Below are 25,187 nucleotides of genomic sequence, written 5' to 3'. Positions count from 1 at the left end.
TAAACACTATATTTTTTCTTTCGTCAAATAGGATTTCTTTATCTTTCAACAATAAATGATAGTGCATAACTAAATAAAAAACGTTATCCAAAGTATGCTCTGTAAAGAAACACCTTTAGATAACGTATCGTTAAAAATGTTTTATATCATATTAAAAACTGAAACATTCTACAAAAAGACATTACGCTTTGCTACTAGAGTAATCGCTACTATTAAAAACAATAGGTACATTAGAACAATCAACAACTTTTAGTCAAATTAAGTCACTATTTTTCAACTGACTATCCTATAACTATTTTAACAATACCAACTGCCCGTTTTTCACTTCAAAACGAACAGTTTCTTGATTTTTTTCTAATAAATCAGGATGATTAGAAAAGAATCGATTATTGTTACGATATTCTTGATGCATCAATGTTACAATATCGCCGTCTTTTAACGAAATGATTTTTTCTTCATTTTTTTCCATATAACGATCTCCTACAAACTCTTTAAAGTAGACCTGTTCATTCCCTCTATTAATCTGAATACTTGCATAAGGATAATTGAAATACGAATGTGGTGTACCTTTGGAAATACGTATAACTGCTTGACCATTCGAAACGTCTAGTGTTGCAAAAAGCCAATTACCGAGTCCTCCAAAGGTAATTTCTTGTAATTGATCGAAAGCTCCTTTTATTTTTAAAAGTAGCTTGTCTTTTTCTTTACTTTCAGGTAAAGCCAGTACATATTTTTTCGCGAAATCAATATCTTTTTGCATGACTTCTGGTTTAATTTTATCTGTATTTTCTTGATATAACGATTGTACAGCTTGTGCTGCTTCTTTTACATAATTTACTAATGAGATGTTTATCGTTTGATTGTCCTTCACAAACAAATAAGGTTGAGAGATATAGCCAACATTCGTATCTAATTCTAAAGAATATACGCCGTTAGGCATGTTTTCAATTGTTACACTTTCTTTATTTAAAGGAATTTCACGATACAATTGATGATCTCTATAAATTTTTAATGTCGTCCCTTCAAACAATTCTATATCAGGAAACTGTAATTTGATATCACTTGTTAGACCTAGACTATCTAATTCTTGATTGGTAACTAATGATAAAACAGAACTTAAACGATTATGTTTAGTGAATAGATTGATAGCACTCTGTAACTCTTGATCAGGAACTACTTGTGCTAAATGTGAAACCATTTGATACCCATTTTTCTCTGCAAATTTTTTCGATTCTTCTTTCATATTCATCTTCCATGCACTTAATACAGCAGAAAAATCGTATTTTTTTGGCTCTCCTAAATATTTTACAAATAAATCTGGTAATAGATAATGATCCGGATTATATCCTGATTGAGAAGCTAATTCGCGATACTTTACATAAAAGTTTTTAAACCCTTCATTACCAGATTTATCAATCAAATTAGATAAAATAATTAACTGATCTCTTAATCCTTGTTGATTATAGTTCATTGTATTTTTATCTATAAGATGTTTAATACGCATTTCTATTTCATTCTTTTTTCCATAATCATATAACCATGTATTTTTATCAGCTACATCTCTTCCAAATTTTTTGTAAGTATAAATCACACCATAAATATTGTTCCATACTTCGCCAGTGTTCATTCCTTTACTCATGAAATTTCCTTGATAACCATGACCCGTTTCATGTAACGCACCCCAACCATCTTCTAGCCAAGCATCGGCTGACTTATCTGATTGTGCTGCCCACCATTCTCCATAATATAGACCACCTGCACCATGTTTGTCTGCTTTGTAGAAAAAGCGCCGAGTTGAGGAGCGATTAATGGGATCTTGTGCACTATCTGATAAACCGATTAATTGATTGTAATAACCAATAATGTTTTCATCATACATTTGAATAACATTATTTAAATCGGTAGCTTGTACTTGATTTTTGTTTATTTCTGGAAATAAGGTTTGGAATCTCTTGCCTTGTACTAAGGCAAATCCTTTTTCATGATTCCATTTGTTTATAAAAGAACTTTTTGTAGTATTTTTTTGATATTTGGGTAATTCTCTTTTTGTTCCTTCTACAGTAAATTCAACAATTGGCGTCTCCTTATTTTTTTGAGTATAAGGAGTCTCGATAAAAGGAACTGATAACGCACTTGCAGTTAAAGATACCTCATTTTTTGAAAATTCCACTGATGATTCTGTATGTGAATCATCATTTAACAGGCGGAGTTTTAAATTTGCTTTAAAATTGGGATTAACTTGTTTAATTTTTATCTTTGATCCCTTCTCGATTTGAATGCCCAAATCTTGACGATCATGATTATTTCCCATTTTGATTCCCGCATTTAATGTATTAGTAGGTTCTTCAAGTGTAAAAATTTCTAGCTTTTTTTTTTACTTTCAATAGAGACTTGTTGTTCCGCTACTTGCTTATAATCACTACCATAGATCACAACTGACGCTTTATCTGTTGCTTTCAATCCACTCATATAATATTTGAAGGTTCCTTCTGGTAAATTGTTCATTGATACTAAGGCTTTCTTTTCGCCATTGACTACCAATCGCATATATGCGGCATCGTCACCTGTGTATGTTCCAGTCACAAATTGGCTGATTCCTTCTTTGTATGGATCAACACTTGTAATTTCTACTGGTACTTTCGCTTTTTCGATTGGCACTTCTTTTTCTGCTAACTGTTTGTAATCTTTACCATAGATCACAACTGACACTTTATCTGTTGCTTTCAATCCACTCATATAATATTCAAATTTACCTTCTGGTAAATTGTTCATTGACACTAAGGCTGTTTTTTCGCCATTGACCATCAATCGAATATAGCCAGCATCGTCTCCAACATACGTTCCAGTCACAAATTGGCTGATTCCTTCTTTATACGGATTGACACTTGTAATTTCTACTGGTACTTTTCCTTTTTCGATTGGTACTTCTTTTTCTGCTAACTGTTTATAATCTTTACCATAGATCACGACTGATACTTTATCTGTCGCTTTTAACCCACTCATATAATATTTGAAGGTTCCTTCTGGTAAATTGTTCATTGATACTAAGGCTGTTTTTTCGCCATTGACCATCAATCGGATATAACCAGCATCTTTTCCTTTGTATGTTCCAGTCACATATTGGCTAATTCCTTCTTTGTATGGATCGACACTTGTAATTGCAAATTGTTCGTCTTGTTTATCCAACAATTCTTGTGCTTTGTCGATTTTGTTTTGTAGTTCTTGTTTTTTCGCTTCATCTGTTACTTTATCGACCGCTGCTTGTGCTTCGTTGATTTTGTCTTGGTTGACGCCATCAGCTAGGTTTTCTCCATTGAACAAGCCGTTGACTTTGTCAGTTGCTTCTTGCACGATTTGTGCTTGTTCGTCTTGTTTGTTCAACAATTCTTGTGCTTTGTCGATCTTGTTTTGTAGCTCTTGTTTTTTCGCTTCATCTGTTACTTTATCGACCGCTGCTTGTGCTTCGTTGATTTTGTCTTGGTTGACGCCATCAGCTAGGTTTTCTCCATTGAACAAGCCGTTGACTTTGTTAATTGCTTCTTGCACGATTTGTGCTTGATCGTCTTGTTTATTCAACAATTCTTGTGCTTTGTCGATCTTGTTTTGTAGTTCTTGTTTTTTCGCTTCATCTGTTACTTTATCGACCGCTGCTTGTGCTTCATTGATTTTGTCTTGGTTGACGCCATCAGCTAGGTTTTCTCCATTGAACAAGCCGTTAACTTTGTCAGTTGCTTCTTGCACGATTTGTGCTTGTTCGTCTTGCTTGTTCAACAATTCTTGTGCTTTGTCGATCTTGTTTTGTAGTTCTTGTTTTTTCGCTTCATCTGTTACTTTATCGACCGCTGCTTGTGCTTCATTGATTTTGTCTTGGTTGACACCATCAGCTAGGTTTTCTCCATTGAACAAGCCGTTGACTTTGTCGGTTGCTTCTTGGATTGAATTATCCCATTCTGCTGAATATGTGACACCTAATAAATCACAAATTGAAGTGGCATTATTCACATTTTTTGATGGTTTCCATCCTAAAAATGCATGATTTTTTCTTGACGGAGTTTGTCCCTCTTTCCATGAATTGAAATTGGATAGTTCTAATTGTTTTGGAGTCACACAAATTTTATCTATATACTTGAGAGTAGATGCGCCTGAAGAAAATGCCCCACCGTTTGCATCTAGTGTTGGAAATGCTTCTGGTATTCTTCCTGATTCAGTTACAAAATCAAAATTAAGAAATTTAGATGAGGTCGTAGGATTTACGATCACTGACAATGGTTTTCCTACTGCTGTTTCATTAGTAGCTCTATCACCCAGTATTTTATTGGTATCTTGTGTATCTAATGATGTATTACGTAAATCTATTTTTCTTAAAGCTGGTGTATTTTCAAACATATAGCTCATATCTAAAGCCTTCTTATTCGTATTCAACATACTTAAATCTAAAGACTGTAATGAAGTACATCCACTAAACATTCTGCTCATGTTTGTTACATTGTTGAAATCAGTTGTTCCAAACTTAACATTTTTCAATTTTGAACAGCCTTGGAACATACTTGACATATTTATGGAATCTATTACATTTATATTTAAACCAGTTAAGTCAACACTTTCTATACTAGAATTTCTAAAAAAATTGTTGAACCTTTCTACTCCATTTACTAATACTTCCTTATTACCTTCTACTCTAAAAGAAGTAATTGGATTTCCAGTGGCATTTTGCATAAACTTTGTGCTACCACCATTTACTCTGACTTTCTTTTTTGTTTGCATAGTTCCTAATAAGACAATGCTCATTTCAGTTGGTATTACAACATCTGTATCAGTATTTCTACCTAAGTATTGATTAACTTGGTAAAAATCTTTTTCAATCGTTATATTCCATCTTTTCTTTGTATTCTGGTCCATTAAATCTACTGTTTGACCTACACTATAACGAGGAGTTCCACTAGACGAATCTGTTTGAACATCATCGGATGCCTGTACTTGTTTTTTTGAATTTTCTGTAAAATCTATATTTGATTCGTTTGTTGTTTGGCTTAATTTTTCATCTACTTTTTCAGTAGAATTAGCGTTTTTAACCTCTTGCTCTAATGCAGAAACAAGAGGAGTCGTTACCATGTTTCCCAAAATTAAAAATGATGCTAAACAATATTTGAAAGATTTCATTCACACTACTCCTTGTCTATTAATTTAAATGGATGATTTTACCATCGCTTTTAAAATTGTTATTTATTCTCTAGTTAATAAGCGTTTACTTCTTGCTCCAATAAACCTATCTTCTATAAACATCTCCCCCTATGTCATTTAATTTATACTAAAAATATTGATGTTTATTTTAAAAATTTAAAAAAAAGAGAAAAAAATAAAAATACATAACAGCTAAGGACAATCATCCAGCCTAAAGAAGAAACGAAATCTAAAAATTTACTGGATAATCACTTCGTAAACTAAAAGAAGATGCGGATGAACCAAAAGAAACTATACTATCACTGAAACTTTTTTATTTAGTCAAAAAAAAAAGATTGTTACCATATTTATTAGTAATAAATATGGTAACAACTTGGTTTGCCTTTATTTTTCTTTAAATGTTCTTGAAATCAATCTATTTATGAATTACAGGAATCAAGGGAGGATTTTATACCATAAACGTTTTGACTGATTTATTTTGATCGTACATTGAACTATAGTGACTTTTAATTGTTCTAAATATAAAATATTCCTTTCTCCATGAATAAGTAAAAGCTTAGCAAAGTGACATCATTTATCGATAAAATCATCAATAGATTCGATTACTTTGGTAGAATAATGGATTTGCTTTTTTCTCAGACAACTAGCAACTCTAGTTTTATTCCAAAATAACTTTGATTTACTTTTGTTATAAGCAGTTGATTCCCCAAAAGATAATTCCACTGTAGCATCTTCTCAATTTTTATTATTAACTGAAGATAAAAAACAGGACAGCAATCGTGATTGCTGTCCTGTTTTTATTTAAATAGACTGTTCTTTTCCAAAATAATGTTGCCATTTTTGACGCATGCTGCTAGTCATTGGTTGGGCAGCTTCTTTCACTGCGCAATATTTATCAACAAATGTCACAATGTAGCTTTCTTTATATTTGGGTGGTGCAATAGTTGCTCCCCACATATGTTTCAAAATGATATCACGTTCTAAATCAGAAAGTTCCGTGATCTTTTCTGCATTTTTCACAGCAATTCTTGGGTGGACATACGCATGTGAACCTTCATCAAATTTAGTTGTTCGCCAGTCGTAATAAAACAGATCATGTAAAAGCCCAGCTCTTGCTGTTGCTTTAGCATCTCCGCCCCATTTTTTCGCTAATAAATAACTATAATAAGAAACACTAATGGAATGTTCCAATCGTGTTGAGTGGACATGTTGCGTGTAGTCGGCTAATTTTTTCACTGCATCTGTTTCCAAAAGATCTGCTACATAAGACATGTATTCTTCGTCTTCACGCCATTTTTCTGTCATATTTTCAATCTGCCACCTTTTGATTTTCGTTATTTCTGAAATTGACCATAGTATACCACCTGAAACGATAAGATTCTAGCTGCTACGTAGTAAAATAAGAAAGCTTAATAGTTCCTTAACTAAACTGCAAAGTGATACAACAAGATCCCCGTCGCTACACCTACATTCAATGATTCAGCGTTTCCACTCATGGGTATATAGATATTTTTATCTGTGAAGTTCAACAGTTCTCTGCTCACACCTTGTCCTTCATTTCCCATGATGATGGCAAAGTTAGTTGGCTTTTCTACTTCATTCAATGCTGTTGCTTCTTCGTTCAATTCTGTTCCATAAATCATAAAATCCTGCTCTTTTAGTTGCTGAACAGCATGTGACAAGTCCATTTGGATTACAGGTAAATGATAATTACTACCTTGCATACTTCGCAACACTTTCGTACTATACAAATCAGCTGTCCCCTGACCAAGAAGCACGCCTGCTAAGCCAAAAGCATCAGCTGTTCGAATCATCGTCCCCACATTTCCAGGATCCTGGACATTATCTAACAGCAACCAGCCACCAGAAAAGGCTGGTGATTCCATTACTTCACGCGCTACAACAGCAAGGATTCCCTGTGGCGTTGGTAAATCAGATAAAGCTTGCATGACTTCGTCTGTTACTAAAAATAATTCAATATCTGTTAATTGATCAAACCAAGTTTGCCACTCTCTTTGTCCTTTTTGGGTAACGTAAATTTCTTTAATGACAGCATTTGCAGCGACTGCCTCTTCAATCAAGTGAAAACCTTCTAAAAGATAGGCACAATTTTCTTCGCGATACTTTTTCTTATGCAATTTTTTCAATTCTTTGATTCGTGGATTTTTTGCGGATTGAATTTCTTTCACCTTTTTCACCTCACTTAATTATAGCATGTATTCAGGGCTGCAACTTGTTTCTCTAACAAAAAATAGTTATCATAAGGATAAGAAAATGAAAGCGGGTGACAACTTATGCGTAAAGTCAAAATGAATGTCCAAGGTCGCGTCCAAGGTGTTGGTTTTCGTTACACAACAAAAATGGTTGCCGATCGTTTAGGCATTTATGGCACAGTAAAAAACGAAGAAGATGGTTCTGTTACAATTGAAGCTGCTGGTGAGGACAAACAAGTAGAAAGCTTCATTAAAGAGATCAAAGATTCACCCAGTCCAGCTGGTCGCGTGACTTATCTTGATTTACAAGATAATCCATGGATGGATGCTCGAACAAGTTTTGATGTTATCTACTAACGACTCTATGAAAAAGTAAAAAACGGATTTCTGGTTTCCTTATTTATTTTTCTCTGCGTTCATGGGATAGTTTCCGAACATTTCTATGACTTTTCTATGAAGTTGATTGAATTATGAAAATTTTTTTAGTATAGTTAATTTTGTGTAAAAATTATGGAAGAGGAAGTATTTTATGAATAAATGGAAAAATTGGTTATTGGGATCTGGACTGGTCACTGTCCTACTTTTTTTATCCGGTTGTGTTCGAACTGACTCGCATGGAAATCCTGACACATCAGGTTTTGTCTATCGAATTCTCGTTCATCCAATGGGGCAAGCAATTACCTATTTAGTGGACAATTTTAATTGGTCTTATGGCTGGGCCGTTATTGTTTTGACCATTATCGTTCGATTAGTAATCTTGCCTTTAGGTATTAGCCAATCGAAAAAAACAATGATTCAATCAGAAAAAATGCAAGCGTTAAAACCACAAGTATCAGCTGCACAAGAAAAATTAAAAGCTGCTACAACGCGTGAAGAACAAATCGCTGCGCAAGCAGAAATGCAACAAGTCTACAAAGATAATGGGATGAGTATGACTGGTGGGATTGGTTGTTTACCATTGCTAATCCAAATGCCTATCTTCTCAGCACTTTACTTTACTGCTCGTTACACTGAAGGTATCCGTGAATCAAGCTTTTATGGAATCGACCTTGGCTCACCAAGTTTGGTATTAGTTGCTATCGCTGGTATTGCTTATTTACTTCAAGGATATATCTCAACGATTGGTATTCCTGAAGAACAAAAGAAAACCATGCGTACCATGTTGATTGTTTCACCAGCAATGATTGTCTTTATGTCAATTAGTGCACCAGCCGGCGTTACACTGTACTGGGTAGTTGGTGGTATCTTTAGTTGTATCCAAACATTTATTACGAACGTATTAATGAAACCACGCTTAAAAGCACAAGTTGCGGAAGAACTAAAACGAAATCCACCGAAACAAGTCGTGACACCACGAAAAGATGTCACACCTAATGAACCAAAAAAAGCAACAAAACAAGTCAATACGCAACAAAAGAATAATTCATCAAAGAAACGAAATGCTGGAAAGCAACAAAGAAAATAAGTATATACCGTGATAGTCAGCAAATGGTATCCACTTTTTATAGCGATAGTAGTAGATATTCTCGCGTGTTTTTAGACAACAACAGCGACCTTCTTTAAAAAGAAGGTCGCTGTTGTTGTCTGGTCCTGAACTCATATTCTCCTCAACTATCCCGTTTACTCGTTGCATATATCCTTATTAAAATAAATCAATTTGTTACTATCTACAATGGTCTCTAGTATCCTTATTTTTTGAAAATCAACTAGCAGTTTAACTTTTAATAATCCATTTTTTCTGTTTCTATCTACCCAGTCATAATCGATTAACCGTTTCTCCTCCAGCTTAACTAATCATTGAATGATCCACCATATAATTAAGCCGAGTATTAAAATAAACAAAACTAGCAACAAAAAAGAAAATAATGTAAATCCAGTGTTGAATATTTTGCAAAAAATAAAATCAACTAACCAACAAATACATAGTAAACTAATAATCAAAGCAACTATTATATTTTGCATATATTCTTGAAATTCTGTTAAATCACTTAAAATAGACTTATGCATTTGGGGATTTACCAAGTCCGTTTATATACGAAACTACAACTATTTTTCTTAATAAACTAGTGTATATTTTAATGATTAAATTACTCAAAACAGTCCGGTAGTAGATAAAATTCTCACAATTTAAATATTCTAAATCCAATAGCAATTTTCGCCTTTCTAATTCGTAATATTCCCATTTCCAGCTATTAAAAAACAGTAGTTTAATTGAGTAATGCGTTCAACTTTTTAGTTCATGACTATGGCAATCATTCTGTTTTAAAAATTTCTGTAGAATACCAAAAGTAAATTTCATAAGACTTATTACTTTTTTACCTACCTATTTTTTTGTTTTCCAAATCTATTTTCATAAACATTTCTATATTTATCATATAATAATTTTCCTACTAGAGTTTTTACCTTTGTGTTGGTTTTTGTATAATCAATTGAGTCCATATAATCTAATAAATATTCCTGATTAATTACCTTCAAAAGTCGTTCACCGGAAGTCTCCATTGATAAAAGAACTGGATTTGTTAAATAATTGTAGAGTTCAGCAAGATATGCTTCTTGAAGATAAAATTGAGAAATTTTCGAAAAAAATTCTTTTCCATTTATATCAGAAATAGTTTGTTGAATTTCTCGTTTGGTTTTTTCATACTCTTTGCATAATACTTTTGCGTTTCTTCTAAGAATTTCATTTTCTTGCGTATCTGATAGTAAAAAATATCTACGACTTATTATCCAAGGATCAATTTCCCAAAAAAACTGACACAATTTTTTTCGCCTCCATTTAATATTTTAAAAAAACAGCAAATTTGATTCTTAAAATTTTAGATCCAGAATCAATTATATTTCTATATTATTATCACTATGAGTAACTACAGTGGCTTTCTTTCAAATTTATAAAAGCCTCTAGCTCTTAGAATTTTCCCCTTTTCAACATATAATGGGGAATTTTTTTCACTAGCAATTAAATTAAAATATAGCTTCCCATATTGTTTATAAAACCATATACTATTATTTTTATTATATTCATAATTTCCAATACCATAAGATGGATCGATTTCCATTGTTAGATAATTTGCTCCATCTGAAAGGATTAATTTTGAACAATTTGATTTCTCTTTGCTGCTTCCAAAAATATCGTAGGAAAAATTTTTAATTTCATCAGGAAATAATGGATCTCCAACTGGTATGATGCCATTATTATAATTATTTGTTGATGCTTGTAAGAAATAATAGTCATCTATTGTGACATCTTCTAACGGCGTTAATTCTACCTCGACCTTGATTTCTCCACCAATTATTGTATAGATAATTTTTTCTTTCAGAATCCCTCTGCCTGTCCCATCTAATTTTTTTGTATTTGTTCCTTGAACGATATTCGTTGTAATAAGTTTTACTGTATCAGCTTGGTACATCCCATCCTTATTGTATTCTTTCTCATCTAATAAAAGACGAAAACTTTCCATTTTAGCGGTTGGTGTATTCCTCTTATCATCAAAGGTATGCCATCCCCCAGTAAAACCATTCGAGTCTGGATCATCTCCATCTATATTATCTATTGCTCTTAAGCGATGATAGGGAGAAACATAATCTGTAGCAACTTTATTCAGCAGAATTTTTTCATTATCAAAATCATCGGATATTGTACCTTTCTTATTAGGTATCAAATAAGAATTTGATATTTGCCAAGTTTTATTTTCAGAAACTACTGCAAATGTAAGTAGCAAATCATAATTAGAATCATATTTACTAATAATCTTTACAGAGTCCTTCTCTTTTTTTATATTCATCATTTTACCTTCAATATTTACCTTCTTATCTGCTAATTTTTGATAATTTTTATCGTAAAGTTCAACAACCACATCATCGTCTTTTTTTAGTCCAGGCATATAATAACTGAAAAACTTTTCATCTTTTTTTGTTCCTGAAAAAACAACTTCTGGAGTTAAAAATAAAAATAACGAACTTATAAGCAAAAACCACTTAACCATTAATATAAAAATATTCCTTTCTATTTGAATCTCTGCTATACTTGCGAGCAATTTTTTGATAAGTTTATTTCATTTTAGAACATCGGTTGATTTTTTATTTTTTCTCTATCTGTTTCGATAAAATACTCTACTTCAATAGTTTTCATATAGAGCTGGTAATTCGATTGCTCTAAAAAAATTAAAAATCTTACTTGTCCTATTAGTTACTCTTTCAAGTAGCTGTTCTTTCAATTTTTATGCTACTTTTCGTATCTATATATAACTTGTAATTTCATTTACACATAGCCTATGAGACATAGGTACCTTGTAATTTTTTTTAAAATTTCCTACCGTAATGTATAAAATCAAATTTTCAGAATCAGGAATATCTAACAATTTCCGTGTTTTTTTATCCCTTTTTATATCAAACATAGTATTTAAAGCACAGGCAGCGAGCCCCTCATATTCAAGAGCATATAAAAGTGACATAGCAAATAATCCACCATCTATATAAATTTGATTTCGTTCTGTCACATCAATAAAATAATTCGTATCTGTTGTTATCATAATCAAACATGGTGGACAAGTATAACCATTGAAGCCACCTTGAATTTTCAACGCTTTTTCTATAATTGTTTTGTCTTGAATTATACGAACTCGTGAACTTTGTCTATTGCAAACTGATGGGGTCTTTAAAGCTATTTCAACTGCCTCATTGATTTTTTTCAGATCCACACTAGAATTTTGGTAGTCTCTTACACTATTCCTTTCCAGAGCAAGATTTTTAAAGTTTTTACGATAGTTCTTGTTTACATCCACGCATGATAGTTGCTTGGCACCTCCTATTTTAAAATTATGATTCAAATAAAATTCTTTGAATTCTTGCACATTTATAATAGGTTTGACATCATATCTTTTTTCTTCATGTACACTGATATATTGATTCAATACTGAAACAGCATTTAAATAAATCGAATTATACGTATCGTAATTCGATTTTTTATATAGCTTTACCAATCTATACAATTCGGGTATTACATTCTTGCCAAAATAATAACGGAAGTTTTCTCTAGCTAATCCTTTTTCAACTGAATGACTGTAAAAAATAAGTCTAGCTTTTAATTGTTCTTCATTTACAAAATTTTTTTTTGAATAATTTTGTAAAAATCGTTTTTTATCTAACTTGAAGAGATACAGACTTCTGCCATAGTTACGAATTTGTTTTAATTTTTCCAAAAAAGTATCAGGTAAAATATATTTTAATTCCTTTTTCATTTGCTCTTTCCTTTCACCACTTTAATAATAGGTTGTAGCACATGTGGGATAAATATAACAATAAAAATCAAATATATTACACAATAAATTAATCCGATTATAAAAAAATTCAAAAGATTGTTGCTATTAAAAGCATTGGTCATCACTTTACAGATTATGGTCGACATAGTTATTGGTAGTAAACACGGGATTGTCTTTTTCCAAAATAGCTTAATATTTAGTTTCATTACTCGTATATAATACCAATTCATGACTAAACCATAACCAACAATCAAACTGAATATATATCCGACCGTAACCCCCATTACTCCTACAGTATTTACACTTATTATAGTTATCACGATGTTTAATAAAGAAAAAATCGTTAAAACAATCGATCGAAAGAAATGCTTATTTCGTGCTTGTTGTATTTCAATCGCAATATTTTGTGACAAAGGAATCAATAGTGGAATCACCACTGAAATCAATAAGTAATAAACATTATCAAATCCTTGTCCTAGCCAAAAACGTAAAAATTCTTTCCCTAAAACAATAAATCCACCTAAGAAAAATCCTAAAATCAATACTTGATATCGTCCAATTTTAATCATTAAATTATCTAACTCACTATCGCTATTTGATTGATGAACTAACTGATTGACTTTTGGAATAAATATTGTCGTTAACACTTGAGAAAAAGTTAAGAACAAAGATTTTAGTTGGTTAACTATAGAATACATAGCTACTTGTTGGGTATTTTCTAGAATTCCTAATGTATAGATTGGGGCGCTATCATTAATTTGATTAAAAATTTGATTGAGAAAAATAAAAAATGAGAATGTGCCGATGTCTTTCATAAAAGACAGTTCAATATTTCGAAATGAAAAACCCATATTTAATTTTTTTATACAAAAATAAACATTAACGAATAAATTAAGAATAGTAATAGCAGTTTGAATGATAACTACTATTACAAGATTTTTGTGAAAAAAATATATAATAGGTATTGTCAAAACTGGCAATAAAATAGACTGCAACATCTGCCTTATTTGTTGAAAAACAAATCGTTCATTGGCTAATATATTGGATTCAAAAGTCGTACTTATAAATGTAAGTACAACATTTATAATCATAAAAAACATTAATTGCTTCAGTTTCATTTCATCTGCGAATGACGATGTTGACAAAAAGCTACTACTATTTTGCATGATAATAGTGCCAATCACGCAGGTAAGCAAAGATATGCCACTAAAAAAAATAAGATATGTGCCATTTAATTTTTTAATTCCATCTTGGTCTTTTTTTACTGAAAAAGAAGTATAAAATTTTATATAAGCAAATGAAAAACCTAGATTCAATAAAGATAAATTACTGACAATTGAATTTGAGAGCTGGTAGAGACCATAGTCACCCTTTCCAAAAAAACTTATGAGAATTTGTGTATAAATCAATACGGAAAAATTCTTTATAATTACAGTAAAATATGATAATACAATTCCTTTACTTCTATTAGTCATTTAGAATTCTCCTTACAAGAATTCACTATTTTTTCTTCTATTAACGCTCTCCCTCTCTTTCTCTCATCTTCTAGTAAACACTGAGTTGATTCAAAATGAAATAAAGATAATCTTTCCTCAAAATTATCCTCAATATGTACGATTGCACATTCCATATTAAATTTATGAATCAAACTATCAATTCTTGTATACGTTCCTTTATTATCTGTACGTCTAAAAACAAAAAAAGGAGTTTCCATAATGATTGAAAATACACTGCCATGGAAAGAATCTGTAAAAACATATTGTGCTTGATAAATCAGTTCAACAAATTGCTTGGGATCAACAATAACTCTGTTTTCTCCAAAGGTATCTCCCATAATCTGAATAATTTTTAAATTCTTTTTTTGTGCAAAATCAGTGATTTTATTTACTATTTCCTTAGATATTTCACTTACAAAATAAATTAGTACAAATGCTTGATCTTCACTATCTTTTATTTGAAGTTCTTTTTTCCACTCCTCTTTATTTAATAATAAAGTTGGATCAGGTGCTGTATCTACAGTCTTTTGTATCAATTGTTCAACTATTTTTGTTCCTGATTCTTCTCTTACGGAAATATAAGCCATCTGTTGTAAATACTTCTTATAGTGCTGCTTTAATAAACAGGGTCTACTGGCTAATTCATCCACACCAAAACTAGCAGAATAGCTATATCTCTTTTCAGCCGGTGCAAAGCCAAGAAAATGTGTATGATCAAATTCAATAATATTAGGGTTCCAAACCTGATCGCTTCCTACAATAAATAAGTCATAATTATTTTGAAAATCACTCAGACATTTAGAATCAACTTTCTTTACTTTAATATATTTTTTTGTGAAAGCTCCAATTATATTCCACTTCTTAGCTTGCATTTTGCGATAATTCTTTCTTTTTTTGATACTCGAAAACGTTAATTTTTTTAGTACTTTTTTTGAAAGGTAGTAAACATCGCCCATGTTACCTGCATTAGTAATCCAAAGTTCTTTTTTTATACGATCAAATTTATTTTTAGTTATCTCTATCGTTTCAACTTCTGTACCAAGTTCGTTTAATACACGCTGTAACGCAAAATTTTGTAGCCTGTTTCCATAATTAAATTCACCATTTAGTGTGATAATTCCAATCTTTTTCATAAAATAATCCTTTCATTCATTAGTATTAAGCGAATTTCTATATTTTATAATTTTTGCTGGATTTCCACCTAAAACAACATTGTCTGGATATACTTTTCCTGGAACTACTGTTCCTGCAGCAATCACTGTGCCTTTTCCAATCACTGCACCTGGTAAAATAATTACTCTAGCGCCAATCCAAACATCATCCTCAATCACAACTTTTTTAGTCACTATTTCTCCATCTATTATTTTTTTTCCTAACGGAGGTATCTCATGATTTTGCGTGAAAATCATGACTTCAGGTCCCATCATCACATCATCACCAATGAGGAGACCGCCAGAAGCAACAATCATGCTACGATCTCCAATAGATGAACGACTTCCTATAGAAACTTTATTTAGATATGAAATCTTTAGTTTCGGACGAATCACTACGTCATTTCCTACAAAAGCAAAAATTTTTCGAGTAATCTCTTCTCTCATTCTCCGATAAATACGATCCAATAGAGTTGCTCTATACGGTATACATAGATAGTTTGAAATATAAAACATCGCATAGTAGACAAATTTCAACTTACTCACTCTTTCCAGAAATTACAGTTATTTTTTCCACTAAATTTTTATTGACCTCTTCACTATCATATTTTTTTGCCGTCTTTATGGCATTGATAGATAACATTTTCTGCTCTGATTTGGTCATCTTGTCATATTTTTCAATCATACATTCAAGATCTTCTTGGTTGCCTGGTTCAAATAAAAAGCCATTTTCTCCATTTTTCACATATGTTTTTATTCCTCCAAGATTACTACCAATGACTGGCGTCCCACAGGCCATGGATTCCAAACCAACTAGCCCTAAACTTTCTCCTTCTCTCATACTTGGGAAAATAAAAATATCTAAAGAAGAGTAAATATGAACTAATTTTTTTTGAGATAAACAATTATGTTTTTCAACGTATTTTTCTAAATTTAATTCTTTTATCAATGCCAGTGCTTCCTCATTTTGTGCACCATCACCGACCATGATCAATTGAATATCATAATTTTTTTGTATTAAATTTCTAATAGCATAAAGCAAAAGGTCCCATCCCTTTTCCTTATCAATTCGGCTTACATAGCCAATCGTTAGTTTTTCATTTGTATATTGTTTTTTTTGACTATTAAAAACAGTGAAGTCAATTCCTCCAGAAGGTGAAATCCAAGTGTTGACATTCTTACCATATTTATCTTTTACCAAATCTTCAAAATAAATGGATGGAACGATTGTTAAGTCAGCCTCTCCTATTAAATACTTTGTTAAAAAATTCGTTTTTTCTTCCAATTTTTTTTCTGGTGTTACGTCACTTCCATGAACGTTAACGATTAACTTTGCTTTTTTATTAAATAATCGTGCCATTAAAATAGGAGGTGCATTATATCCAGCATAGTGAACATAAATAATTTTGTATTTAGAAAAAAGACAATTCATAAAAACTTTCATATAGAAAATTAAATAATTGTATATTTTTTTTAATTTACTGGTCGTTTTCGTCATATAAATGATCTTAGCTTTTTCCTGTAGAGAAAGCTTTTTATAAAAATTTTTAACAAAAACGCCATAATTGGGATATTTCTCTGACGGATACATATTAGATATAACTAGTATCATAAAATTACCTCATTTTATACTTTTTAATCCAGCATCACTTGAATAACTCAAGAAAATAGCTAGAAATGTTGCTGTCATTGAATTAACAAAAATATGCCCACCCATAAAACTGTAGAGAAGAAAAATTATTAGCATACTTTTCATTTCATTCTTTTTGGAAAAAAACAGTAAGATAACTTCCTTTTTGAAGAAAGCAATGTATGAGATGAAACCAAAAAAACCATACGAAAATAAAAAATCAAAATAATCGATTTCTACAATTGACCTCTTTATTCCATCAATTGTTGGGGTGAAAGGAGAACTATATCCTGCTCCAAATAAATAAAGAAAAAATCGATGTGTTGAGTTATCGATTTCATACATGGTTTTAGTTAGATAAGACAATCGATTACTTGTTAAAAAATCGATTGTTGATCCATTAGACTGTTCGGAAAAATAGTTTAGTCTATTTGTGATATCCGTAATCAATCCACCTAAAAAAATATAGATTGCAATGAATAATAGTACTATGCTGGCAGCAAAATACAGCTTATATTCTCTTTTTATACTGCTACAAAATATTTGGTAGACAAAAATTAAGGAACAGACAATTGACAATAATATGCCTAATTTAGTAGCAGTGATGAATAAAGAAATAAGTGTAGCAATGTACAATAATATTGTCGTCACAGCTTTTTTAATTTCATTTTCATTAAAATAACTAATAATCAAATTTTTTATAAAGAACAGATTTGCAGCCAAAATAGCTATTAAGGAATTTAGTTCTATAAAAAAACCTTTATTCCCTACGCCTTGAACTTCTGACGCCTTAGACATTAGCCCATTATGATCAATGTCATAGCTAACAAATCCTGTTCCACATAAATAAGGAATTATAATCAAAGAACTATATAAAATTCCATATATCAAAATGATTTTTTTTAAGTCTTCTCTTTTGATTTCTTGTGAAGAAAGGCCTTCATAAAAATAGCAAAAATAGAACGGTGCTAACAGGATTCTAAAAACACTTTTTAGATCACTCATCAATAATGCTTTATTTTGATGGAAAAATAAAAATTGGCTTACTAGAATACACATAAACACACTTAAGAGAATTAGAAAATAAATATTGTATTTTTTTATCAAATTCCCCTTCATTATAAAATAACAACTTATCACTACTACAGTTGTTAATCTATAAATGTCAGATAGACCTAAGCCAGAAAAAAATCCATTTAAAGATTCAATTATAGGCATTATCATAAACAAGAGTATTATTATCTTATTAATCATATATACTTCAACACCTATGAGATTTTCTTCTACTATTTTTTCTGCTTCTTTTCTCATCTTTGTGTCTATGTTTTAAATATGTGTACGTCATAAACACAGTCCCGTATAAGATAAAAAAGAACGTACATAGAACACTAAGTATAGTTGTTTTACTGTTAGAGATAACATCAACAACTGAAGCATTACTAAGAATCGACAACTTACTATGTGAAAAGAGTTCATTCCCTTTATTACATAATTCTTTTAGTATCGTATTTGCTAAGTTTATACTTTCTTTTTTATCAGTGGATATAACTTGTACAGTCAATACCTGAGAAGTTGAAGAGTACAAAACTTTCAACTTCGATTTTATTTTTAAATAATCTGCATATTTTTTTTCTAAATTTGAATTAACTTCCTTTAAAAAGGAAGGACTATAAACTAATAAGCTATAATTTTCATTATATTTCAACAAATCCATGCTTTTTACATTGTCATCATCTTTGTCTACATATGGATTTATCACTAATTGACTCTGACAAACATATCTTTTTGGAAACAACTCATATTTATCTAGAAGGAATGTACCAATCAAAGCAGACACAACAGATAGACAAATCATTGGTACTAAAACTTTGTTCAGAATTTTTATTATTTTTTTTTTATTTAAAATGATTATACCTTCCTTCTTTAATAATTATGTTTTTATCTTTTCATGTACTATCGACTTTAAAAATTTTAGATTTCCTATAAAGTATCTTAGAAATAGTCTTTTAGGTTCTTGAATTAAACGAAACAGCCATTCCAAATTCATTTTTTGAAGCCATAGTGGTGCCCGTTTTTTGTTGCCGGACAACACGTCAAAACTTCCTCCAACTCCCATAAAAACTGAATGGACATCATTCGCAAGTAGATATTCTATGAGATATTCTTTTTTAGGAGAAGTTATACCTACAAATACTAAATCCGGCTTTAGATTAGCTAAGTTAGTTGCTATTTGTTTCCAATCTTTTTTGTCAAAATAGCCATTTCGACTCCCGACAATAATCAATCCAGGATATTTAGAAGAAATTTCTGTTTGCATTTTTTCTAAAACTTCCTCTTTAGCTCCTAAAAAATAAACAGTATAATTTTTTTTTTCAGCAAGACATAATAATTCTTGCATCAAATCGATACCAGCAATCCGTTCAAATATCCTGCCTTTTTTTAAAATTTTTGAAGCAAAAACCATAGAAACACCATCTGGGTGAATAATGTCTGCATTCTTAACTATTCTTTTCAATTCATCATATTTTTGGAGTTGATTGATTTTATCTGCGTTAACACCAATTATGTGCGATCCTTTGTGTAAATTTATTTTTTTATCTACTTCTAAAACAAATTCATTCATCGATCCAATATCCAAGGGTATATCTAACAAGTATTCCTTTTTCAACGACATAAATTAAGTACCTCTTATTGTTAAATTATCTCTACTTTAAAAATATCAACTGAAGGAATCCCTTCAGTTGATATTTAATTGATTATTTCTCAATAGAGACTTGTTGTTCCGCTACTTGCTTATAATCACTACCATAGATCACAACTGACGCTTTATCTGTTGCTTTCAATCCACTCATATAATATTTGAAGGTTCCTTCTGGTAAATTGTTCATTGATACTAAGGCTTTCTTTTCGCCATTGACTACCAATCGCATATATGCGGCATCGTCACCTGTGTATGTTCCAGTCACAAATTGGCTGATTCCTTCTTTGTATGGATCAACACTTGTAATTTCTACTGGTACTTTCGCTTTTTCGATTGGCACTTCTTTTTCTGCTAACTGTTTGTAATCTTTACCATAGATCACAACTGACACTTTATCTGTTGCTTTCAATCCACTCATATAATATTCAAATTTACCTTCTGGTAAATTGTTCATTGACACTAAGGCTGTTTTTTCGCCATTGACCATCAATCGAATATAGCCAGCATCGTCTCCAACATACGTTCCAGTCACAAATTGGCTGATTCCTTCTTTATACGGATTGACACTTGTAATTTCTACTGGTACTTTTCCTTTTTCGATTGGTACTTCTTTTTCTGCTAACTGTTTATAATCTTTACCATAGATCACGACTGATACTTTATCTGTCGCTTTTAACCCACTCATATAATATTTGAAGGTTCCTTCTGGTAAATTGTTCATTGATACTAAGGCTGTTTTTTCGCCATTGACCATCAATCGGATATAACCAGCATCTTTTCCTTTGTATGTTCCAGTCACATATTGGCTAATTCCTTCTTTGTATGGATCGACACTTGTAATTGCAAATTGTTCGTCTTGTTTATCCAACAATTCTTGTGCTTTGTCGATTTTGTTTTGTAGTTCTTGTTTTTTCGCTTCATCTGTTACTTTATCGACCGCTGCTTGTGCTTCGTTGATTTTGTCTTGGTTGACGCCATCAGCTAGGTTTTCTCCATTGAACAAGCCGTTGACTTTGTCAGTTGCTTCTTGCACGATTTGTGCTTGTTCGTCTTGTTTGTTCAACAATTCTTGTGCTTTGTCGATCTTGTTTTGTAGTTCTTGTTTTTTCGCTTCATCTGTTACTTTATCGACCGCTGCTTGTGCTTCGTTGATTTTGTCTTGGTTGACACCATCAGCTAGGTTTTCTCCATTGAACAAGCCGTTAACTTTGTCAGTTGCTTCTTGCACGATTTGTGCTTGTTCGTCTTGCTTGTTCAACAATTCTTGTGCTTTGTCGATCTTATTTTGTAGTTCTTGTTTTTTCGCTTCATCTGTTACTTTATCGACCGCTGCTTGTGCTTCATTGATTTTGTCTTGGTTGACACCATCAGCTAGGTTTTCTCCATTGAACAAGCCGTTGACTTTGTCGGTTGCTTCTTGCACGATTTGATTTTGAGAATCTTCTGCCACCAACTGCTCTGCTTTTGAGATTGCTGCATTCATTTCTGCAGCATCTTGATTATTGGAGATATTTGCTACTTGTTGTTTAACTTCTTGTACTTTTTCACTTGTGATACCAGGAGCTAACTCACTGTGGTCTGTAGAAGTAAATAAACTATCTACTGCTTGCCATTCCTTTGAGTAAGTTAAATTTACTGTTATATTAGGAGTAATTTCTCCATATCGAGAATAGTATTCTTCCACTTGTCCGGAATTAATTTTCAAACTCAATTTTCCAGATTTTGTGCTAGGAATAATGTTCGTATTTGCTGTAAATGAACCTAATGATCGAGAACCTGTAGTAACTGTTTTATCACCGTTAGTAGTGATTAGTTCAATTGAACCAAAGCCAAAACCATTACATGATAGAGTTGTTGTATAAGAACGATTTGGTAAAAAATTTGTAATGTCTTTGTTAAGTGTATACTCTGCTGTTCTACCTGTTTTGTCATCATTACCATACTCAAAATCAGAAGCTCGAATTATTATAGGTTTTGTAGAATCTTTAGGTAAAAGAATCTGACCATCAATAGCCTCGTTAGGTACAGATGGAACAACTCCCACATTTCCATTTAAATTCCCACTTTGCCAACTATTAATATCATATGTTCTAGAAGATGTTTCTCCCCATGAATCTCTTCCCTGATAATAAACACTACCATTCCAAGGACTTTGTGCAACTGGATATCCAGAGAACAACTGACCGTAGCTTTCGTTTTTGTTATCAGATTTATTTGTGAGTACCGTATTAGAATTTTCTGTTGCTAATACAGGAGTTGAAATAGCAGCTAAATTCCCACTCATAATCAAAGAAATGGCAGCCAATGCGATTCCTTTTTTAGATGCTTTGATTTTTTTTCGTAATTTTTTTTCCTTCATTCTTAAAATCCCTTCTTAAAATTTAATATTCCATTCTTGTGTTGCTTCATTTTTTTGATATAGAAGTGTTCCTTTATCTACATCTTTCTTTACTTCAAATGACACAACACCTTCCAAGCTTTTTTCAGGCAAAACAGCTTGCCCAAAATTAACTCCATCTGCGTATGGTTCTATTGATTGTTTCCCAATGTTCAATTTAAAGTCATTAGAACCTACACCTTGTTCTTCATTTGACCTATTACGGACTTTTACTTTAATTGAAACAATTTTAGTATCCTTCGTATTATCGGCAGTCGATATATCTCCAAGTGTTATCTCTAAACCACGCAGATACTTGACATTCGAGCTTGTCGAACTACTTTGTTCCGTGCTTTGCTGAATACTAGTACTAGTTTTTGTAGTATTTGATTCACTTTGCTGATTCTGTGAATTACAACCAGCTATCAAAGTAGATAGACCCAGTAAAGCTACGAAACAACCAATTTTCTTCATAATTTCTCACCTCCAATTTCTACGCAACTGATTGTATATTTCTTTTCCATATCATCAACTTCAAAAAATTTAATTGTTCGTAAAAAAAAAAAAAGAGGGTAACTCTTTTTAAATCTAAAATTATTTCAGAATCTATATCAAACAAAGTCAAGAAAATTAGAAAGGGATAGTTTAATGGATTATTTTGAATTGGTTTTTCAAAAAAGAACAATAACAGATTTTTTAGGAGCTGAAAAAAAATCTTCAAAATTTAGATTGACAAAAAGGTATTATCTTGTTATAAAGAGATTCTTTGATATTGTTTTTAGTATCACAAGCCTTCTGCTTCTCAGTCCACTATTGTTAGTCATTTCTTTGCTCATTTATTTTGATCAACATGGTCCAATTTTTTTTACTCAGGAAAGAGTTGGTAAGAACGGTAAAATTTTCAAAATATACAAATTTCGAACGATGGTAGTAAATGCAGAGGAGTTACTATCTAATTTGTTGTCTAAAAATGAAATGGATGGCCCTATGTTCAAAATGAAGGATGATCCTAGAGTCACCCGTATTGGTAGATATTTACGAAAATTGAGTTTAGATGAATTACCTCAATTGTACAATGTAATAAAGGGTGATATGAGTTTAGTAGGTCCGCGCCCTCCTTTAGTCTCTGAAGTGAAAAAATACACAAAGTCTGATTTAGAAAGGTTAACTATCCTCCCCGGTTGTTCTGGAATCTGGCAGGTATGTGGAAGAAATACGATTGATTTTACTACAATGGTTAAAATGGATCTTTGGTATAAAAATAATCAATGTTTGCTTTTAGATAGTTTAATTATTTTAAAAACTATTAAGAATATTATATTTTTTAAAGATTCACATGCATATTAAATAAACTTTATACTCCAAAATTCTATATAAAATACTATTCTGAAGGATGAGTTTTAATTATGTTAAATCTAATCTATGAAAAATCAATATATACTAAAATTAGAATTGTAAAATACATCATAGATAACAATGGTCAAAGTACGAAACAAAGAATTATAAAAAATTTAGATATCACATTGATTACTTTAAATAAATATTTGGAAGAATTATCAGAAGAACTACCTGAAAATTCAATATATATATCCGAAAAATATATTGTTTTTAACACTAAATTGATGAGTTTTCATGATGCTCAAAAATTTTATTTTTCTAAAAGTATCACAAAAGATATTTTTTATAGCATTTTTTATAAGCAGAAGAAAACTTTAGATAGTCTTGCTAATGATTTATATATAAGTCCCTCAAAATTATTCAATATTTTAAAATTTTTATCAAAACAGCTTTCACCTATTGATATCTGCATTATCCGTAGTCCTTACGTTACAGTAAGAGGAAATATTGAATCGATCCTTGTACTTTATAACCTATATTTGCAAAACACAAATATAGGTTATAATAATTTGTATAATCCTATTTCTATTGATCTCCTTACTGACAAAATAGTAAATTTTCTAGAAGACTGTAACATCAAAATTGAAAATAATATTATTTATGAACTACAGACTTGGATCATAACTGTCAATTGCAAAGATTATCTGCAAAAATTTAGTGATAGTCATCTAGAAATCAATAAAGAATTCATCTCATCAGAAAGTCCTGTAGTAAAAAAAATATACAATAACTTTTTTTGCTTCAATAATAAAAAATTGGATGAAGAAAAAATCTTACTTATTTTGATCTTTTTATTATCTAATATGAATAGCCTACATTTTAAAAATGTAAAAAATGAGCAAAATTTTTTTCTAAATGAACTAACTCCTAACTATATAGATAAAGATCTTATTTTTTCTATACTTTGTGGACCGTACAATGTATCTACAACTGACATAAAAACACTATCAATAAGAATCGAAATTTGTATTCATTATGCTAAAATTTTATATCCTTATTATTTTTTTTATAATAAATATTTTTCAACAAATATTAAATCATTGTCATTTTCTAAAGATATAAATTGTGCTTTAAAAAAATACACCATCCACAATTATAATATTCAATGGATACTGTCATTACTGACTTACACGGTCCATTCTTTTCAAAAGAGTTATATAGATTCCACGTTGAATATTGCCTTTTATTCAGCCAAGGGAAATAGATACGAAAAACAGTATTGCAATGAAATAAAAAAAGCGATTAAAATTATTCCCTATTGTGAATTGGATGATACTAGTGCTGATATTTTGTTAATTGATAACATTGAGCTACTCAAAAATGTAAATAATTATGAAAAATATGTAATGATTGGAGACTCTGATCTAGATTATTTCTCTTTTTAAAGAACAGCCTCTTCTATCTTGGCTATTCTTACGAAACACCTAACGTACTTTCTTTCAACAATTTGACCTTAACCATTTCTTCTGGATCAAAATAGTCCTATTTATAGATACTTTAAGTTGTTCTTTTTATTGATCCTAAGAGAGGCCTAATAAAATCATCAGTAGCGTCAAGAACAAAGAGTTAAACTTGTTGTCTTCATTCCTTTTAATTCATTCCACCATATTTTAGCAATTAATAGATTCGTTACACTCATCCATAGAGTGATGAAATGTGGTTTTCGCTATAAATCTATCAATTAGTTTCAAGAAATAGCGCATTGACTATGTGTGCTATCTGTATATTTTTTTTTATAAAAAATAAGAAAAAAATAAAATAAAAACTTCTCGTTTTTTTTTA

General features: G+C 31.0%; 19 protein-coding genes. 4 read left to right on the top strand and 15 right to left on the bottom strand.

The window, feature by feature from the left end; genetic code table 11:
- Positions 1 to 292 precede the first annotated feature (292 nt).
- From AC4BC3_RS03555 to AC4BC3_RS03540, 4 genes are all read right to left on the bottom strand, one after another.
- Positions 293 to 2,311 carry a putative mucin/carbohydrate-binding domain-containing protein gene (locus AC4BC3_RS03555; RefSeq protein ID WP_490466975.1) on the bottom strand — a complete coding sequence of 673 codons (2,019 nt, stop codon included), beginning with the start codon at positions 2,309 to 2,311 and terminating at the stop codon, positions 293 to 295.
- Positions 2,312 to 2,361: 50 nt separating this feature from the next.
- Complete coding sequence (locus AC4BC3_RS03550; RefSeq protein ID WP_490466974.1) at positions 2,362 to 5,160, bottom strand: toxin Cry1Ac domain D-VI-related protein; 2,799 nt, start codon at positions 5,158 to 5,160, stop codon at positions 2,362 to 2,364.
- Between the two features lie 822 nt (positions 5,161 to 5,982).
- On the bottom strand, positions 5,983 to 6,486 hold the full coding sequence (locus AC4BC3_RS03545) for an HD domain-containing protein (protein WP_067483904.1): 504 nt from the start codon (positions 6,484 to 6,486) through the stop codon (positions 5,983 to 5,985).
- Between the two features lie 119 nt (positions 6,487 to 6,605).
- Entirely contained in the window at positions 6,606 to 7,370 is a 765-nt protein-coding gene (locus AC4BC3_RS03540; RefSeq protein WP_490466973.1) for a TrmH family RNA methyltransferase, read from the bottom strand.
- Between the two features lie 105 nt (positions 7,371 to 7,475).
- Between AC4BC3_RS03540 and AC4BC3_RS03535 the strand changes: the two genes are divergently transcribed.
- Both AC4BC3_RS03535 and yidC read left to right on the top strand, forming a co-directional pair.
- Positions 7,476 to 7,751 (top strand): acylphosphatase, encoded by a 276-nt coding sequence (locus tag AC4BC3_RS03535; RefSeq protein ID WP_206911175.1) that lies wholly within the window; start codon positions 7,476 to 7,478, stop codon positions 7,749 to 7,751.
- Positions 7,752 to 7,923: 172 nt separating this feature from the next.
- The gene (yidC, locus tag AC4BC3_RS03530) at positions 7,924 to 8,859 is read left to right on the top strand and encodes a membrane protein insertase YidC (protein ID WP_206911176.1); all 936 of its coding nucleotides are present in this window, start codon (positions 7,924 to 7,926) and stop codon (positions 8,857 to 8,859) included.
- Positions 8,860 to 9,713: 854 nt separating this feature from the next.
- Here yidC and AC4BC3_RS03525 read toward each other — a convergent pair.
- From AC4BC3_RS03525 to AC4BC3_RS03475, 11 genes are all read right to left on the bottom strand, one after another.
- Positions 9,714 to 10,154: a hypothetical protein gene (locus AC4BC3_RS03525; protein ID WP_490466972.1), complete on the bottom strand. Its 441-nt coding sequence runs from the start codon at positions 10,152 to 10,154 to the stop codon at positions 9,714 to 9,716.
- A 104-nt stretch (positions 10,155 to 10,258) separates the two neighbouring features.
- Positions 10,259 to 11,377, bottom strand: coding sequence for a hypothetical protein (locus tag AC4BC3_RS03520; RefSeq protein ID WP_490466971.1), 1,119 nt, complete (start codon positions 11,375 to 11,377; stop codon positions 10,259 to 10,261).
- 252 nt (positions 11,378 to 11,629) lie between these two features.
- Positions 11,630 to 12,631, bottom strand: coding sequence for a nitroreductase family protein (locus tag AC4BC3_RS03515; protein WP_206911157.1), 1,002 nt, complete (start codon positions 12,629 to 12,631; stop codon positions 11,630 to 11,632).
- Positions 12,628 to 14,127, bottom strand: coding sequence for a lipopolysaccharide biosynthesis protein (locus AC4BC3_RS03510; RefSeq protein WP_206911155.1), 1,500 nt, complete (start codon positions 14,125 to 14,127; stop codon positions 12,628 to 12,630). The genes AC4BC3_RS03515 and AC4BC3_RS03510 overlap by 4 nt, the downstream gene beginning before the upstream one ends.
- Positions 14,124 to 15,281, bottom strand: coding sequence for a polysaccharide pyruvyl transferase family protein (locus tag AC4BC3_RS03505; RefSeq protein ID WP_206911153.1), 1,158 nt, complete (start codon positions 15,279 to 15,281; stop codon positions 14,124 to 14,126). The genes AC4BC3_RS03510 and AC4BC3_RS03505 overlap by 4 nt, the downstream gene beginning before the upstream one ends.
- 12 nt (positions 15,282 to 15,293) lie before the next feature.
- The gene (locus tag AC4BC3_RS03500; RefSeq protein WP_490466970.1) at positions 15,294 to 15,767 is read right to left on the bottom strand and encodes an acyltransferase; all 474 of its coding nucleotides are present in this window, start codon (positions 15,765 to 15,767) and stop codon (positions 15,294 to 15,296) included.
- 70 nt (positions 15,768 to 15,837) lie between these two features.
- A complete protein-coding gene (locus AC4BC3_RS03495; RefSeq protein ID WP_206911152.1) occupies positions 15,838 to 16,911 on the bottom strand; it encodes a glycosyltransferase family 4 protein in 1,074 nt (357 codons plus the stop codon).
- Between the two features lie 9 nt (positions 16,912 to 16,920).
- Positions 16,921 to 18,240 carry an O-antigen ligase family protein gene (locus AC4BC3_RS03490; RefSeq protein ID WP_490466969.1) on the bottom strand — a complete coding sequence of 440 codons (1,320 nt, stop codon included), beginning with the start codon at positions 18,238 to 18,240 and terminating at the stop codon, positions 16,921 to 16,923.
- 619 nt (positions 18,241 to 18,859) lie between these two features.
- A complete protein-coding gene (locus tag AC4BC3_RS03485) occupies positions 18,860 to 19,603 on the bottom strand; it encodes a WecB/TagA/CpsF family glycosyltransferase (protein ID WP_490466968.1) in 744 nt (247 codons plus the stop codon).
- Between the two features lie 82 nt (positions 19,604 to 19,685).
- On the bottom strand, positions 19,686 to 21,989 hold the full coding sequence (locus AC4BC3_RS03480) for a toxin Cry1Ac domain D-VI-related protein (RefSeq protein ID WP_490466967.1): 2,304 nt from the start codon (positions 21,987 to 21,989) through the stop codon (positions 19,686 to 19,688).
- 15 nt (positions 21,990 to 22,004) lie between these two features.
- Positions 22,005 to 22,481 (bottom strand): DUF4352 domain-containing protein, encoded by a 477-nt coding sequence (locus AC4BC3_RS03475; protein ID WP_206909769.1) that lies wholly within the window; start codon positions 22,479 to 22,481, stop codon positions 22,005 to 22,007.
- A 174-nt stretch (positions 22,482 to 22,655) separates the two neighbouring features.
- Here AC4BC3_RS03475 and AC4BC3_RS03470 point away from each other — a divergent pair, with 174 nt between their 5' ends.
- The gene (locus tag AC4BC3_RS03470) at positions 22,656 to 23,354 is read left to right on the top strand and encodes a sugar transferase (RefSeq protein ID WP_206909767.1); all 699 of its coding nucleotides are present in this window, start codon (positions 22,656 to 22,658) and stop codon (positions 23,352 to 23,354) included.
- 59 nt (positions 23,355 to 23,413) lie between these two features.
- A complete protein-coding gene (locus AC4BC3_RS03465; protein ID WP_490466966.1) occupies positions 23,414 to 24,790 on the top strand; it encodes a helix-turn-helix domain-containing protein in 1,377 nt (458 codons plus the stop codon).
- The last annotated feature ends 397 nt before the right edge of the window (positions 24,791 to 25,187 follow it).

The sequence above is a fragment of the Enterococcus sp. AAFC-DPL-6103 genome, assembly GCF_058216595.1.
Note: the sequence above shows the minus strand (reverse complement) of the source record. Positions and strands in the feature narration are given on the sequence as shown.

What these genes read in the sequence shown, in the direction of transcription:
- yidC (WP_206911176.1), top strand. Translation starts at nt 7,924, where the DNA reads ATGAATAAATGGAAAAATTGGTTATTGGGATCTGGACTGGTCACTGTC.
- AC4BC3_RS03555 (WP_490466975.1), bottom strand. Translation starts at nt 2,311, where the DNA reads ATGGGAAATAATCATGATCGTCAAGATTTGGGCATTCAAATCGAGAAG.
- AC4BC3_RS03545 (WP_067483904.1), bottom strand. Translation starts at nt 6,486, where the DNA reads ATGACAGAAAAATGGCGTGAAGACGAAGAATACATGTCTTATGTAGCA.
- AC4BC3_RS03475 (WP_206909769.1), bottom strand. Translation starts at nt 22,481, where the DNA reads ATGAAGAAAATTGGTTGTTTCGTAGCTTTACTGGGTCTATCTACTTTG.
- AC4BC3_RS03495 (WP_206911152.1), bottom strand. Translation starts at nt 16,911, where the DNA reads ATGATACTAGTTATATCTAATATGTATCCGTCAGAGAAATATCCCAAT.
- AC4BC3_RS03480 (WP_490466967.1), bottom strand. Translation starts at nt 21,989, where the DNA reads ATGAAGGAAAAAAAATTACGAAAAAAAATCAAAGCATCTAAAAAAGGA.
- AC4BC3_RS03515 (WP_206911157.1), bottom strand. Translation starts at nt 12,631, where the DNA reads ATGAAAAAGGAATTAAAATATATTTTACCTGATACTTTTTTGGAAAAA.
- AC4BC3_RS03505 (WP_206911153.1), bottom strand. Translation starts at nt 15,281, where the DNA reads ATGAAAAAGATTGGAATTATCACACTAAATGGTGAATTTAATTATGGA.
- AC4BC3_RS03510 (WP_206911155.1), bottom strand. Translation starts at nt 14,127, where the DNA reads ATGACTAATAGAAGTAAAGGAATTGTATTATCATATTTTACTGTAATT.
- AC4BC3_RS03470 (WP_206909767.1), top strand. Translation starts at nt 22,656, where the DNA reads ATGGATTATTTTGAATTGGTTTTTCAAAAAAGAACAATAACAGATTTT.
- AC4BC3_RS03535 (WP_206911175.1), top strand. Translation starts at nt 7,476, where the DNA reads ATGCGTAAAGTCAAAATGAATGTCCAAGGTCGCGTCCAAGGTGTTGGT.
- AC4BC3_RS03490 (WP_490466969.1), bottom strand. Translation starts at nt 18,240, where the DNA reads ATGAGAAAAGAAGCAGAAAAAATAGTAGAAGAAAATCTCATAGGTGTT.
- AC4BC3_RS03465 (WP_490466966.1), top strand. Translation starts at nt 23,414, where the DNA reads ATGTTAAATCTAATCTATGAAAAATCAATATATACTAAAATTAGAATT.
- AC4BC3_RS03485 (WP_490466968.1), bottom strand. Translation starts at nt 19,603, where the DNA reads ATGTCGTTGAAAAAGGAATACTTGTTAGATATACCCTTGGATATTGGA.
- AC4BC3_RS03520 (WP_490466971.1), bottom strand. Translation starts at nt 11,377, where the DNA reads ATGGTTAAGTGGTTTTTGCTTATAAGTTCGTTATTTTTATTTTTAACT.
- AC4BC3_RS03550 (WP_490466974.1), bottom strand. Translation starts at nt 5,160, where the DNA reads ATGAAATCTTTCAAATATTGTTTAGCATCATTTTTAATTTTGGGAAAC.